Source organism: Burkholderia sp. A2 (assembly GCF_001729305.1).
GTDB lineage: Bacteria > Pseudomonadota > Gammaproteobacteria > Burkholderiales > Burkholderiaceae > Burkholderia > Burkholderia sola.
The window spans coordinates 132,543-146,810 of sequence record NZ_LZXX01000090.1; the positions used below are offsets into that span (position 1 = coordinate 132,543).

A 14,268-nucleotide genomic window follows, 5' to 3' on the forward strand; every position below is an offset into this window, starting at 1 on the left:
CGCTCAGTGCGAGCGCTTTCTTCGCAGTTCGTGCGTGGAATAGACGACGAGGAAGATGCCCAGCATCGCGACGCCGGACGCCATGAACTCGTTTGCGCTGCCCGAGCTGCGCAGCGCCGCCGGAAAAATACCCAGACTCAATCCTGCACCAGCAAGAAGCAATCCTGCTGCCACGCCCCAGATCGGTCCAGCGGTCTTGTCGATTATGTTTTTCATACGGCACCCGTCTACGGTCGTTACCTGAACGGTATCGGCAACAAGCGCCGCGTCTACCTTCAGTGATTCCACTATAACCGGAAGAAAATCCGCAAGCTTCTGGTGCTTTTCCCGATCAAGTTTCGGCGGCCGCGGCCGCCACGTGCAGCCGGGTCGCGCAACCTGCAGCAGGTCATGGGGTGTGCCCGTCCAGCCCCCGGATCACGTCGTCGTCACTGATCGGCCGGCGCTTCGGCGTCGCGCCCGTAGTCGCCCGCCTGCTCGCCGTTCAAATCGCCACTTCCGGCGGTGCCTGGCGAAACAGCCGCGTAATCCAGCACAGATACACGAGCCCGAGCACGAACCATGCGACGCCGAGCACGAGCGCCGCCTTCTCGAGGCTCACGAGCAGCCAGATATCGGACACCGCGCCGATCAACGGAAAAACGAGGCCGCCGAATACTCCGATCCCGCGCTCACCGGGATTGCCCGACAGATACAGCCGGATCACGCACAGATTGACGGCCGTAAAGGCGAGGAACGCGCCGAAGTTGATGAACGACGTCGACGTGGCGACATCCAGCTTCAGCGCGATCAATCCGACGACACCGGCAAGCGCGATATTGATCGCGGGCGTCTTGAAGCGCGGATGAATGAACCCGAAGATGCGCTTCGGCAGGATTTCGTCGCGGCCCATCGCGTAAAGCAGCCGCCCGACGCTCGCTTGCGCGGAGATGCCCGATGCGAACTGCGCGAGGATCAGGCCCGCGAGGAACACGGTGACGAACAGGTCGCCGCCGATCATCTTCGCGACTTCGAACGCGGCCGAATCCGTATCCTTGAATTCGACGCCGGGATGCGCGAGCTGCATCGTATACGCCGCGATCACGAAAATCGCGCCGCCGATCAGCGCAATCAGCAGGATCGCACGCGGCATGTTCTTTTTCGGATCGATCGTTTCCTCGGTCAACGTCGAGACGGCGTCGAAGCCGAGATACGAATACGCGGCGATCGCGGCGCCTGCCATCGTCGCGCCGAACGGCACGTGCGGCCTGAAGAACGGCTCCGCCATCGCGATGCCGCCGGGGCCCGCCGCAGCCGACGCATAGTGCCAGCACAGTACGACGAACATCGCGACGACCGCCAGTTGCACGACCATCAGCACGATATTGAAGCGCGCGGCCAGTTCGATGCCGACGATGTTCAACCCGCTCGTCAGCACGATGAACGCGACGATCCAGATCCAGGTCGGCACGTGCGGAAATGCCGCGTTCAGGTACGCGGCACCAATCAGCCAGATCACCATCGGCAGGAAGAAATAGTCGAGCAGCGTCGCCCAGCCGATCATGAAGCCGAGGTGCGGGTTGAACGTCCTGCGCGTGTACGTGTAGGCCGAGCCCGCGGCCGGATAGAGCCGCGCGAGCTTGCCGTAGCTGAGCGCGGTAAACGCGATGGCGATCAGCGCGAGCAGATAGGCGAGCGCGGCCGTATCGTCGCTGGCCTTGGCGAGCACGCCGTAGGTCCCGTAGACGATCAGCGGCGCCATATAGGCGAGGCCGAACAACAGCACGGACGGCAGGCCGAGCGTGCGCTTCAGGCGTACCGGTTCGCTGGGTGACGACGCTTGCATGTTATCTCCTGGGCCCTTCTGGGGCCGATGCGAATGCCTGGGTGCCGTGCGGCAGGCATTTCCGGCATGTCGATGGGACGACCGGGCATGTGCGGGCATCGCGCCCTGCTCCATGCATCGGATGGACCGTGGATTCGGGCTACTCGGCGCGGTGACGGCCCGCGTCGATCGTGAGCACGCGACTGCCGCCCACCTGTTCGACAGGCGAGAGACCGAGCGCCACGCGCGCGTCGTGCAGATAGCTGTAATGTTCGCGACTTGCTGCGAGGCGCGTCAGATCGAGGCGCGCCTGAGCGACGGCTTCGTCCCGGCCGAGTTCGATCGTGCTCTCGCCAAACGGATCGACCAGCGTGGACAGGCCCGCGAACGTCAGATCCTCGTCGCCGGTCCCGCAGCGATTCACCATCACCGCGAACATCTGGTTCTCCATCGCACGTGCCGCGATCGCGCGGCGATGGACGGGGCCGAACGGGTCCATGTTGCCGTTGGTGACGATCAGCAGATCGGCGTCGAGCGCAGCGACCGCGCGCGCCGTCTCGGGGAATTCGATGTCGTAGCAGATCAGCAGGCCGACCGTCAGGCCGTTCCAGACGCAGGTCGCGAAGCGGTCGCCTGGCGTGAATACGCCGACATCCGACGCCCACAGGTGGGTCTTGCGATAGCGCAGGACGATGTCGCCCCGCTCGTCGACGAGTACCGTCGTGTTGTAGAACCGTCCGCCATCGCGCTCCGCGAAGCCCACCGCGACGGCAACGCCCTTGCGACGTGCCGCGTCGCGTACCGCCAGCAGCCGCGGGCCGTCGAGCGTCTCGGCGACATCCGCGACGTTCTCCCGCGTCGGGAAACCCGACAGCGTCGTTTCGGGGAACACGATCAGTTTCGTGCCGCCGGCCACGTCGACGCGCTCGATCGTGTCGATCACCTTGCGCGTGTTGTGCGCGACGTGTCCGTCGACGAGCGACAGTTGCGCGAGTTCTACCTGCATGAAGCCATTTCCTTCCAATTGCCTTTCATTGGCATGTCGTATGCGTTGCACGTGTCACGCGACGCGCGTCGAGCGAAGCGGCGGACGGGCCGCCGCCCGTCGAATTGAGGCCGATTATCGGGTTATTATTTTTGACCTGAAATTCCCCGCCAGGGTTACCCTCACCGGAGCACACGATGGACCTCGAATGGCGAGATCTCGCTTTTCATCGGGAGATTGGCTCGGCCATCGACGCCCTCGATGGTCCGCATTTCTGGGCGCGTCTCACGCGCGTACTCGAGCGGCATCTCGATTTCGACAACTGGGTCGCGCTACGCTTCGCGCGCGATGCGGCGCCGCTCGTGCTCGCGGAACAAGCGATGCCGGACGGCAAGATCGACCTGATGTTCCAGGACTATCTGGCCGCGCTCTACCAGCTCGATCCGTTCTATCTCGCCGCGTTCGAAACGCAGGCGTCGGGCTTCTACACGCTCGCCGACGTCGCGCCGGACAACTTCCGGATGACCGAGTATTACCAGCGGTACTTCAAGAAGAACATCGTCGGCGACGAAGTGCATTTCAACGTCGTGATCGATCGCGATCACACGCTGGGCTTCTCGCTCGGCAAGACGAGCAAATACGACGAGCGCGAGATGGCATTGCTGACGCTTTACACACCCTGGGTGCTGTCGTTGATGCAGCAGCGCCTGCGCTTCGAAACGTTCGTCGTGAACGAAACGCCGCGCGCGAGACAACAAGAAGCGCCCGATCCGCACACGCGCTTCGGCATGCTGACCGGAAAGAGCGGACGCGGCGCATTGACGACGCGTGAAACCGAAGTGGCGATGCTGTCGTTGAGCGGCTTCTCCACGCGGGCGATCGGCGAGAAACTGTCGATCTCGTTTGAGACCGTGCGCGCACATAAAAAGCATATCTATGCAAAGCTCGGTGTCGGGTCGCAGTCGGAACTCTTCGCGCTGTTCTACGATCCCGCGAGAGCGGGTGAATCCGCGTGAGGCGAGCGACGGCGTCGCCGCTCGGACATCCGATCGATGGTCATGACGCAATCGCGCGCGGCAGCGAGATCGCGCATTCTCCCGTGTCAGGAAAAGGGCGCTGGTTCGGCGATCGAGAAGAGGCGCCCCATTCCCGCGGACACGGTCAGATCACGCCGTTCGCCGCATGTACACACCGGGCCTGCTCGATACACGCACACAGCGCTTCGACGATCGCGTCGAGCGGTGTACCCGGCCCGAACGTCGCCGCGACACCCTTCGCCTTCAGATGGCGCGCATCCGCGACGGGAAAGATGCCGCCCAACACGACCGGAATCTCGGCGCGAAGCAGCGCCAGTTCGTCGAGCAGCCCTTCGACGAGCTCCAGGTGGGCGCCCGACAACGACGAAACGCCCACGATATCCGCGCCATGCGCCTGTGCGGCAGCCGCCACGGCGGCCGGTTGCTGAAACAGCCGCAGGCGAAGGACGTCGAATCCGGCGTCCTCCAGCGCGGCTGCGACCACCGCCGCGCCGCGGTCGTGTCCGTCCTGGCCGAGCTTGGCGATCACGATGCGCGGCCGGCGTCCCGCACGTTTCGCCAGCCGGCCGACGCGGCCCGCCGCCGCCCGCCATGCGGCGTCGTCGCACCGGTGGTCGCCGTAGACGCCCTCGCCGCCCGCATCCACCGCCGCGGCATGCCGCGGCCATACCGATTCCAGCGCGTGCGTACACTCCCCGACGGTCGCACGTGCCCGCATGCAGTCGATCGCCAATGCGAGCAGGTTTCCGCCGCCGTCGCGCGCCGCATCGGCCAGCCGCCGCAACGCCGCCTCTACCCGCACCGGATCGCGCGCGGCCTTGACGGCTGCGATTCGGCGCACCTGCCCCGCACGAACGTGACGACCGTCCATCTCGCTCGCCATGAACGCATCCGTCGGATCGCTCGCGACGAAACGATTCACGCCGACCACGGTCCGGCGCCCGGAATCGACCTGCGCCTGCGTCTCCGCCGCGGCATGCAGCAAGCGCCGCTTCACCCAGCCGGACGCGATCGCGGCGATCACGCCGCCCTGCGCGTCGATGGCTGCCAGCTCGGCGCGCACGCGCGTCGCGATGCCGTCCGTCAGCGACTCCATCATGTATGAGCCGGCCCACGGATCGACCGTCTCGCACAGTCCCGTTTCATGCTGCAGAATCAGCTGCGTATTGCGCGCGAGGCGCGCCGCCGCCGCGGACGGCAGCGCAAGCGCTTCGTCGTACGCATTCGTGTGCAGCGACTGCGTGCCGCCGAACACCGCGGCCATCGCCTGCGCCGTCACGCGAACGATGTTGTTTTCCGGCTCCTGTGCGGTCAACGACCAGCCCGATGTCTGGCAATGCATGCGTAGCGCACACGCCCGCGGCGAACGCGCGCCGCACGCGTGTGCGATCTCCGCCCACAGCAGACGCGCCGCGCGCAGCTTGGCGATTTCCGTATAGAAATCGCTGCCGACGCCGAAGAAGAAGCTCAGCCGAGCGCAGGCTTCATCCGCGGGCATCCCGCGTGCGGCCAGCGTGTCGACGTACGCCCGCGCATTCGACAGCGTCAACGCGAGTTCGAGCACGGCATCGGCGCCGGCTTCCTGGAAGTGATATCCCGACACCGACAGCGCATTGAAGCGCGGCGCATGCCGCGCCAGCCACAGCGCGACGTCGGTGACGATCCGCATCGACGGCTCCGGCGCGAAGATCCACGTATTGCGGACCATGTACTCCTTCAGGATATCGTTCTGAATCGTCCCGCCGATCCGCCCGGGCGGCACGCCCTGCTCCTCGGCGGCCACGACGAATGCCGCCATGATCGGCAGAACCGCGCCGTTCATCGTCATCGACACGGTCGTGCGGTCGAGCGCGATGCCGTCGAACAGCCGCGCCATGTCCTCGACCGTATCGATCGCGACGCCGGCCACGCCCACGTCGGCCCGCGCGTCGGCGCAATCCGAGTCGTAGCCGCGCTGCGTCGCCAGGTCGAATGCGACCGACAGCCCCTGCGCGCCCTGTTCGAGCGCCGCGCGAAACGCGAGATTGGAATCCACCGCGTCCGCGTGCCCCGTGTATTGGCGAATCGTCCATGGGCGATCGGTATACATCGACGCGTACGGCCCGCGCACATAGGGCCACGTGCCGGGCATGCCGCCGAGATGCGCGACGGCTTCGAGATCGCGCTGCGTGTAAAGTTTGCGCAGCGGCACCGTGCGCGCGCCTCGATCGTTCCGCGCGACGTGCTGCGCGTCGGCGCCGGGCGCCATGATGGCCGCTTCGTTCATGCCCGGCTCCAGTGCTTTTGCGTAATGACATCGGCAATCTTCATCCCGTCGCTGTCGCGCAGGATTTCGCTCCAGTGCAGCAAGCCGCCCGCATTGGCCCGGGCACGCGCGAAATGCACGGTCAACGCATCGCCGATGTCGAGATTTCCATGAAAGTACAGTTGACGCGCCGCCAGCACCGGTGCGTGCGCGAAGCGGTAATGCTGCCATTCCGCGCGGTCGACGAAGGCCTGGAAGCTGGCGAAGTACAGCAGGTCCGCGCCGTTGAAATCCATGTTCGGGCACGGCAGGAACGACACGCTTGCGCCAACGTCCTCCGTGAAGCCGGCGAGCGCCGGCACGATCGACGCATCCCGCATCCGCAACTTCTTCGCGCACTCCGCCATCGACAGCACATCGGCCGGGACCGGTCCCGTGCGGCCGTCGACGCCGGTCATTCGCGCCTTCACCACCGAGCGGTTACTGCCAGCGTGTTCGCGCGTCACGAACGTCGACATCATCCGCACGATTCCTGCTTCGTGGTCGCCGTGCCGGATCCGCTGCTCGCTGAAATGACGAACCGGGCCGACCCGGCGAAGCGCGACATGCAGCGCGAACGTATCGTTCTCGCGAATCGCGTGACGGCGGTTCATGTCGACGCGCACCGCGACGAACGACGCATAGGCACGCCGCCCGTCGTCGTCGAAGAACTCGGGCGCGTCGCGGCCGCCATGCGCGGCCAGCGCGTCCCAGTGACGCTGCCCGCACTCCTTGAGCAGCCAGTTTTCCGCGAGCCCCGTGTGCGCGAGCTGCGGCATGCCGGCCCGATAGCGGTGGATGGCGGTATGCATCGGCGTCAGGCGGCCAGGCTGTCGGCCGAGCACCGCGCGGCTGTCATCTCGGCCCGGATCTGGTCGACGATATGGGCGGCGTCGCGCGCCACGCCGGAAAATCGCCCCGAACCCCACGTGTATAGCCAGGGCAGGCCGACGAAGTAGAGGCCGGGAACCGGCGTCACGCCGCGTCGGTGCGCGGGATAGCCGCGGCCGTTGAAGACCGGCGCATCCAGCCAGCCGAAATCCGGGGTGAAGCCGATGCACCAGATCACCGATGCGATGCCGCTGGCCGCGAGATCGAGCGCCGTGCGCTCGCCGGCCGGACGCCACACGGGTTCGTAGCGCGTCGCGGGCGGCGCGGCGATCCCGTTCTTCTCGATATGCGCGTCGATGCCGGCATTGATCCGGTTGTACGTATCGTCGGCGCTGTCGAGCCGCGCCGACAGATCCGCGGAGAATCGCAACTGCCCGCCCGCGAAATCCTCCAGCCGGCCGTACAGTTCCATCCCTTCGGCGGCAAAGCGGCGCAGATCGATGTCGCGCCCGCCGTCGCGGCCGGTCACATAGTGGTTGGTGTTGTCGCGCACGCCTTCGCGCAGCGGATGCGCATCGACCGGCATGTCGTAGTACTGCATGTCGGCCAGCCAGTCGACGACGTCCCTGCCCCGATAGAAACGGGCACAGCGAGGCGCATCGCCCACCGCGAGGAACACCTTTCGCCCGGCGAGGTGGAGGTCTTCCGCGATCTGCGCACCCGACTGTCCCGATCCGACCACGAGAACCGGTCCGTCCGGCAAGACGGATGGATTCCGGTACTCCGACGACTGGAGCTGCACGATCGATGCAGGAAGCCGCTCGGCCATGCGCGGCACGATCGGCCGATGGTAGCCGCCCGATGCAACGACGACACGATCCGCCGTGTACGTGCCGCGCGACGTGTCGATGCGATAGCGTCCGTGCGCGTCGCGCGTCACATGCTCGACCGCGGTATGTTCCAGCACCGGCGCATCGACGCTGCGGATGAAGCCGTCGAGATACTCGACGATCTCGTCCTTCGTCATGAAGCCGTGCGGATCGGCGCCGCGATACGGATAGCCCGGCAGCGCGCACTGCCAGTTCGGCGTCACCAGACAGAACGCGTCCCAGCGCTGCTTTCGCCACGTGTGCGTTACCGTCTCCTTTTCGAAGACGAGATGATCGATACCTGCCTGCTTCAGGTAGTAGCTGATCGACAGCCCGGCCTGCCCGCCACCGACGACGGCTACGCCGAGATGGGCATCGATATCCGGGAGGCCGGATGAAACAACGGGTTCGCTTGACATGATGCAGTCCTGAATGTGTGTTGAAGACGACAGCGGATGCCTGCGCGCCGGACGCCCTAAACGAGCTCGATGACGGTCACGGTCGCATCGCGCTGCGGCACGAATCGTTCCGCGTGCGCTTCGATTCGCGCCAGCTCGTCCATCGCGGCCGAGCATGCGAACCCGTATTTCTCGCGTACGCGATCGGATGCGATACCCAGTGCGCGCCGCGCGCGCTCGACGAAGTCGTCGAGCGCGTATTGCGTGCCGGGCGTGAAAAACTCCGACACCACGGTCGAAGGCGAATAGCAGTTGGTTTCCGACTGGTCGGGCCAACGAACCCGAAAATGCATGACCGGCATGATGCCTCCTTACTCGGCGGACGATGCTTGCGCGCGCTGCGCCAGCCCGTCCTGGTAAATGTCCAGATGCCTGCGCGCACTCGCGTCCCATGTGAAGCGGTTCAGCAGTGCAGGGACGGCATGGGTGAAATCGGGCGCCCGCCGCCCCGAGAGCGCGTCGTGCAGCGCATCGGCGATCGAATCCACATCGGCGGGATCGGCCCACACGCACGCGTGCTCGTCCAGATACTCGGTAAACGGTTCGATTTCGGATACGACGACGGGCTTGCCGCACGCGAGCGCCTCGAGCACGACCAGACCGAATCCCTCGCGGATCGACACCATCGACACCACGTCGGCGCAGTGCATCAGCGCGACCAGCGCCGCATCATCAAGCGGCCCGGTCGGTATGACGGCTTCGTCGACGCCAATCCCGAGCCCGAGCGCGGCGGCGCGCGCAACGAAGCGGCGCGCGTAGGCGTCGTGATCGAGCAGGCTCGCGCCGCCCGCGATCACGAGCCGTGCGTCGGGCATCGTGCCGCGCAGCCGGACAAATGCGTCGAGCAACGCGATCGAGTTCTTCCGCTGCTCGATCCCGCCGATCGCCAGGACGACCGGCGCGCCGTGCAGGCCGAACCGCCGCCGCACCACCTGCATGTCCGCTTGGCTCGCGCGAGCGAACCGGGCGACGTCTACGCCGTTGGGCACCACGCTCGCGTCGACCCCGAACGTCTTGCGCATCGTCGCCGCCCACGCGGCGCTCACGCACAGAACCTGGTCCGCCTCGCGCCATGCACGTTCCTGCCAGCGTTCGAGCTGCGGGTCGTCGAATACGTCGAGGTGATGCACGGTCCGTACGAATCCGCGTATTGCGCCTGACTGCCGCAGTTCGGCCAGCGCATTGCCCGTGATGCTGTCCTGTGCGTGCAGAACGTCGAACCGGCCCGCATCGTGTTCCAGCAACGCGTGCCCCATCGCGGCAATTCGCGCGCGCACCATTTCCACGACGCCGCGCGGACGGCCACCGACATGCGCCAGTACGACGCGGCACGGGACATCGCGGAACATCGCATCGCCCGGCGCGGCCGGCGCGAACACGGTGACGTCGCTTCCCGCTTCGTGGAGCGCCCTCGCGAGTTCGAGTGCGTGCACGACGCCGCCGCGCGGATTGACCGAGTGGGTCAGCAGCGCGATGCGCAACGTGTCGCCGCTCATCGCACACCTCCGACGCCGGTGATGAACGGCTCGATCCCGAAATCCCACAGCACCGCCGTTTCGCCCGCCTCTTCGACGACGACCTCGCGCGTTGCGTCGATATCGCCGATCACCGCACACGCGAGCCCGCGCGCCGCGAAGCGTTCCGCGATCGCGTCGGCATGCGCCGGCCGCGCCGCCATCAGGAACCCGTAACTCGGAAAGGCCGTCAGCCAGCGATCGAAGTCGACGCCGGGAGGCCGCGGGATCGCGTCGAGCGCGATCCGCGCACCGACGCGCGAGCATTCGATGAGCATCAGCGCCGTACCGAGCACGCCCGCCATCGAGATATCCTTCGCGGCATCGCACAACCCGTCTTCGGCCAACACCGGCAGAATCTCGAGATCGCCGCGCAGCCTGGCCGGCGGCGCGCCGACCGACGCATTCCAGAACGGATACGGCTCCTCGAATGCGCCGCGCAAGTCGACCGCCATCATCAGGCGATCGCCCGGCCGCGCGCTGAAGCTCGACAGCAGCGCGCGCGCCCGGCCCAGGATCGATACGGCCAGTTGCCCCTGCGCGCTGCGTGTGTTGCTGTGACCGCCGACGATCGGCACGCCATACGCCGACGCAGCCGCGGCCATCCCGGCAAGCACCGGCCGCGCGGTGTCGATCCCGTCGCTCCACAATGCGTCCACGACAGCGATCGGCCGCCCGCCCATCGCATAGATGTCGCTGACATTCGCCATCACGCCGCTATATCCGGCGAACCACGGCATCGACCCGACGAAATCACCGACCATGCCCTCGATCGCAAAGAGCAGATAGCCGTCACCGTCGGGAATCGCCGCACAGTCGTCACCGAGCGCCACCGCGTGGGCGAGATCGCGTTCGCCGTTCGGCAATGCTGCCGCGAGCGATGCGACCACGCCGGAGATGTCGTGCTTGTGCTGGAAGCCGCGGCTGGCACGCAGCGCCGCGATGCGATCCCCGACACTCATGGCCGTCCCTCCGAGCGCAGGACGAAACCCTCGAACGGCGTACCGCACGGCGGATAGTGCGCAAGCTGGGCCTGCATCAGCTGATGGGGGCGGCCAAATAACGTTTCCTCGCCGAGTGCATCCCAGTGAAGCCGACGAAACAGCGGCACGTTCTGCGCTTGCACATGCGCGACGAAGGTGTCGCAACCTTCGGCATGCGCGCTGCTGACGGCCAGCGCGATCAGCATCGAGCCGATCCTGCCCTGTCGGCGGAACGCCGGATGCACCGCGAGCCGCGACCCCATCCAGGCGCCGGGCGCGGTTTCATGAATCCGCACCGTGCCGACCACCTGCTCCGGCAGGCCGGCGCAGCCACTGACCGCGACCAGCAATTGCGCTTGACGATCGATATCGTCGCGATCGTCGCCGACGAAAATCCCCTGCTCGATGCAGAATACGGCCCGGCGCAGCTTGTACGCCTCGTCGATTTCCCACGGAAGCTCCGCCCATTTGATCCGGTACTCGGCAGGCCGGTACGTGTCGCGGCTGTCGGCCAACCCCATCTCTACGCAGTACATGGTCAGGCCTCGTAGGTCGACAGCGACGAGCAGGCGCCGCACTTGCCGCACCCGGCCTTGATGTCGGCGGAACGCATGCCGGCGTCGCGCAACATGGCGCCGAGCGGCGCGAGCACCGCGCGCATGAAGTCCGGCGACGGCGCAGGATGGCTCTCCAGCGGCGTGCCGCTGATCGGAACGAACGGCACGACGAACGGATACACGCCCAGGTCGATCAGTTCGCGCGACATGTCCAGGATCGCCGCCTCGCTGTCCCCCAGCCCGGCGAGGATGTAGGTGCTGACCTGTCCGCGGCCGAACACCGCGACGGCCGCGCGGAATGCCGCCCTGTACCGGGACAACGGCACGCTCGCCTTGCCCGGCATGATCCGTTCGCGCACGGCCGGCGTCACGGCTTCCAGATGCATGCCCAGCGTATCGATCCCGCTTGCCTTCATCCGGTCGAACCAGCCGTCGTCGTCGGGCGGCTCGCACTGCGCCTGGATCGGCAGATCGACGGCCGCCTTGATCGCGAACGCGCTTTCGCACAGCACGCGGGCGCCGCGATCCGGCGTCGGCGGCGTGCCGGTCGTCAGGACCATGTGCTTGACGCCGTCGAGCAGCACCGCCGCGCGCGCCACCTCCGCGAGTTGTTCCGGCGTCTTGCGTGCGATCGTCCGGCCGGCGGCCAGCGACTGGCCGATCGAGCAGAACTGGCAGGTCTTGCGCCGGCTCTCGTAGCGAATGCAGGTCTGCAACACCGTGGTCGCCAGCACGTCGGCGCCATGCAGCGTCGCGATGTGCGAATACGGCACGCCCTCCAGCGTCTGCAATGCATAGAAGCGCGGGTTCGACGGAAAGCTGATGCTCGCGATCGGGATGGCGCCGCGCGAGAGCAGGCTGACGCCCGCCGCGTCGGGCTCCGCCGCGACGAACGGCGATTCCCACGCGGTGCTCGTGTGGACCGGCACCATGATGGTCACGCCGTCGACCGTCACGGCCTTGTGATCGGATGGCCCCGCGCCGCCGCGCCGGCTCGCCGCGCCCACCCGAGGGTCCGCGAGGCGCAGCCCGACCGACTGCAGTTCAGTCATCAATTGCCGGCTCTGCACCGACGGTTTCGCGTTCGCGCTCATGGCAGTTTCCCTCGAAGTCGCGTGCGGCCGAAGCGCCGGTCCCCATCGGGGTCACCGTCGTCGCCGGCCGATCGTTGATGGCAAGGCTCAGCAGTTCCGGACGGGCATAGTGGCCGACCGAATCCATCATTCGCTTGCGTTTGGTGATCAGCGACATGTCCATGTCGGCGATCACCATCCCTTCGCCCGAGCGCAACGGCTCGGCCAGATGCTGGCCCTCCGGGGACACGATCGCGGTATTGCAGCCGCCGCGCAGGGCTTTCTGCAGATTCGGATCGCCGGTGATCGACTCGATCTGGGCATCCGTCAGCCAACCGGTCGCATTGACGACGAAGCAGCCCGATTCCAGCGCGTGGTGACGAATCGTGACTTCGATCTGTTCCGCGAAGATCGGGCCCACCAGCGATCCGGGGAACTGGCTGCAGTGAATTTCCTCGTGCTGCGTCATCAGCGCATACCGCGCGAGCGGGTTGTAGTGCTCCCAGCAGGCGAGCGCACCGACCCGTCCGACGCCGGTCTGCGCAACCTTGAGCCCGGCCGCGTCGCCCTGCCCCCAGATCATTCGCTCGTGAAACGTCGGCGTGATCTTGCGGCGCTTCACCGCGAGTCGTCCGTCGACGTCGAAGATCAGCTGCGTGTTATACAGGCTGCCGTGATCGCGCTCGTTCACGCCGAGCACGATCACCATCCCGTGCAGCCGCGCGCGCTCGGCGACCGCTTGCGTCACGGGGCCGGGCACCGCGACGGCCTGCTCGTAGAGCCGCATGTGATCGGCGCCGGACGCGACCGGCGCCCGCACGAACGAGAAGTACGGGTAGTACGGCACGAATGTTTCGGGGAAGACGATCAGCTGGACGCCCTTGCCGGCGGCCTCGTCGATCGCCGCACAGACCTTGTCGAGCGTCGCGCCGGCGCGCTCCAGATCGGGAGCGATCTGGACGGCTGCCGCACGGACGATGCGTTTGTCGGACATGATGGCACCCGTCGCTCGATCAAACGGTCCAGGTGTGGATGATCAGCGCGTTCTCCTTGCGGTGAAGCAGCTGGATATCCAGCACGTCGAGCGGATTGATCGGCCGGATGCCCTCGATCAGCGACGCTTCGCCGTGCCCGTATAGCGCCTGCAGCGCGAAGCGGCACGCGTAGACCTTCCCCCCCTCTTCCATGAACTTGACGAGTTGCTTGTTGAAGTTCAGATGGCCGGGAAATGCTTCGTCGCCGAGCGTCGGAAACCCGCGCTGCAGGCCAAGCGTCACGCCGGGGCCGTAGAGCAGCACCGACGTGTCGAACCCTTTGCGTTGCAGGCGTGTCGCCTGCAGCAGGTTCACGAAGCCGATCGATCCCTCGAACGCAACCGTGTGGAACGTCACGAGCGCCTTCTCGCCCGGTTCCGCCTTGACGTCTTCGAACACTTTTTCCTCGTAATCGACGAGGAAATCTCCTTTCTTGTGCAGAGGCTGATTGACTGCGGGCATGGCACGCTCCGTTTGGAAATGAGTTGAACGATGTTCCCGAACGCTTTCGAATCCGGGCGAACTCATTCACGCAACGCATATGCCAACGGGCTCCAAGCCGATGCGATCACTCTCCAATCATTCAATCGATCAATGCCGATGCCGTCGGTCCGATCCTTGCGTGACCGGATCGGTCTCGGACGGAAAACGACCGGCCAGCGCGCCGCCGCGCACCGGACTGATGCAGCAGAAAGCGGCTCGTGCGCATCGAGCGTGCATCGATGCATCGATCCGATACACGATGCGATCAATGCAATCAGCAGGCTGAGAAATACCGATATCGATATTTTTTGATTAATGCGTGATGCTAACGTTTCGATTAACCGTCAAATGGAATC

Annotated in this window: 15 protein-coding genes; 2 read left to right on the top strand and 13 right to left on the bottom strand. The window is 66.1% G+C overall.

The window, feature by feature from the left end:
• Window positions 1–3: 3 nt before the first annotated feature.
• The 3 genes from A9Z05_RS12635 to A9Z05_RS12645 all read right to left on the bottom strand — a co-directional run bounded on the left by A9Z05_RS12635 (window position 4) and on the right by A9Z05_RS12645 (window position 2,810).
• Window positions 4–216 (bottom strand): hypothetical protein, encoded by a 213-nt coding sequence (locus tag A9Z05_RS12635; RefSeq protein WP_069618391.1) that lies wholly within the window; start codon window positions 214–216, stop codon window positions 4–6.
• 268 nt (window positions 217–484) lie between these two features.
• Complete coding sequence (locus A9Z05_RS12640) at window positions 485–1,825, bottom strand: APC family permease (protein WP_069618392.1); 1,341 nt, start codon at window positions 1,823–1,825, stop codon at window positions 485–487.
• A gap of 139 nt (window positions 1,826–1,964) precedes the next feature.
• Complete coding sequence (locus tag A9Z05_RS12645; protein ID WP_069618393.1) at window positions 1,965–2,810, bottom strand: carbon-nitrogen hydrolase family protein; 846 nt, start codon at window positions 2,808–2,810, stop codon at window positions 1,965–1,967.
• Between the two features lie 176 nt (window positions 2,811–2,986).
• Between A9Z05_RS12645 and A9Z05_RS12650 the strand changes: the two genes are divergently transcribed.
• On the top strand, window positions 2,987–3,805 hold the full coding sequence (locus A9Z05_RS12650) for a response regulator transcription factor (protein ID WP_069618394.1): 819 nt from the start codon (window positions 2,987–2,989) through the stop codon (window positions 3,803–3,805).
• Window positions 3,806–3,950: 145 nt separating this feature from the next.
• Here A9Z05_RS12650 and scpA read toward each other — a convergent pair whose 3' ends face one another.
• From scpA to A9Z05_RS12700, 10 genes are read right to left on the bottom strand one after another with little or no spacing between them, the layout of a single operon-like run.
• A complete protein-coding gene (gene scpA / locus A9Z05_RS12655) occupies window positions 3,951–6,092 on the bottom strand; it encodes a methylmalonyl-CoA mutase (RefSeq protein ID WP_069618395.1) in 2,142 nt (713 codons plus the stop codon).
• Entirely contained in the window at window positions 6,089–6,922 is an 834-nt protein-coding gene (locus A9Z05_RS12660; RefSeq protein WP_069618652.1) for a Pnap_2097 family protein, read from the bottom strand. The genes scpA and A9Z05_RS12660 overlap by 4 nt, the downstream gene beginning before the upstream one ends.
• Window positions 6,923–6,927: 5 nt before the next feature.
• On the bottom strand, window positions 6,928–8,229 hold the full coding sequence (locus A9Z05_RS12665) for an MSMEG_0569 family flavin-dependent oxidoreductase (RefSeq protein WP_069618396.1): 1,302 nt from the start codon (window positions 8,227–8,229) through the stop codon (window positions 6,928–6,930).
• A 56-nt stretch (window positions 8,230–8,285) separates the two neighbouring features.
• Window positions 8,286–8,570, bottom strand: a complete 285-nt coding sequence (locus A9Z05_RS12670) for an MSMEG_0570 family nitrogen starvation response protein (RefSeq protein ID WP_069618397.1) — start codon at window positions 8,568–8,570, stop codon at window positions 8,286–8,288.
• A gap of 9 nt (window positions 8,571–8,579) precedes the next feature.
• The gene (locus A9Z05_RS12675) at window positions 8,580–9,764 is read right to left on the bottom strand and encodes an MSMEG_0565 family glycosyltransferase (protein WP_069618398.1); all 1,185 of its coding nucleotides are present in this window, start codon (window positions 9,762–9,764) and stop codon (window positions 8,580–8,582) included.
• A complete protein-coding gene (locus tag A9Z05_RS12680; RefSeq protein WP_069618399.1) occupies window positions 9,761–10,744 on the bottom strand; it encodes a sll0787 family AIR synthase-like protein in 984 nt (327 codons plus the stop codon). The genes A9Z05_RS12675 and A9Z05_RS12680 overlap by 4 nt, the downstream gene beginning before the upstream one ends.
• Window positions 10,741–11,286, bottom strand: coding sequence for an MSMEG_0567/Sll0786 family nitrogen starvation N-acetyltransferase (locus A9Z05_RS12685; protein ID WP_249190522.1), 546 nt, complete (start codon window positions 11,284–11,286; stop codon window positions 10,741–10,743). Before A9Z05_RS12685 ends, A9Z05_RS12680 begins: the two co-directional genes overlap by 4 nt.
• Before the next feature lie 17 nt (window positions 11,287–11,303).
• A complete protein-coding gene (locus A9Z05_RS12690) occupies window positions 11,304–12,374 on the bottom strand; it encodes an MSMEG_0568 family radical SAM protein (RefSeq protein ID WP_069618653.1) in 1,071 nt (356 codons plus the stop codon).
• On the bottom strand, window positions 12,367–13,389 hold the full coding sequence (locus A9Z05_RS12695) for a Nit6803 family nitrilase (protein WP_069618401.1): 1,023 nt from the start codon (window positions 13,387–13,389) through the stop codon (window positions 12,367–12,369). The genes A9Z05_RS12690 and A9Z05_RS12695 overlap by 8 nt, the downstream gene beginning before the upstream one ends.
• Window positions 13,390–13,408: 19 nt before the next feature.
• The gene (locus tag A9Z05_RS12700) at window positions 13,409–13,891 is read right to left on the bottom strand and encodes an MSMEG_0572/Sll0783 family nitrogen starvation response protein (protein WP_046424759.1); all 483 of its coding nucleotides are present in this window, start codon (window positions 13,889–13,891) and stop codon (window positions 13,409–13,411) included.
• A 30-nt stretch (window positions 13,892–13,921) separates the two neighbouring features.
• Between A9Z05_RS12700 and A9Z05_RS36900 the strand changes: the two genes are divergently transcribed.
• Window positions 13,922–14,224, top strand: a complete 303-nt coding sequence (locus tag A9Z05_RS36900; RefSeq protein ID WP_176730200.1) for a hypothetical protein — start codon at window positions 13,922–13,924, stop codon at window positions 14,222–14,224.
• The last annotated feature ends 44 nt before the right edge of the window (window positions 14,225–14,268 follow it).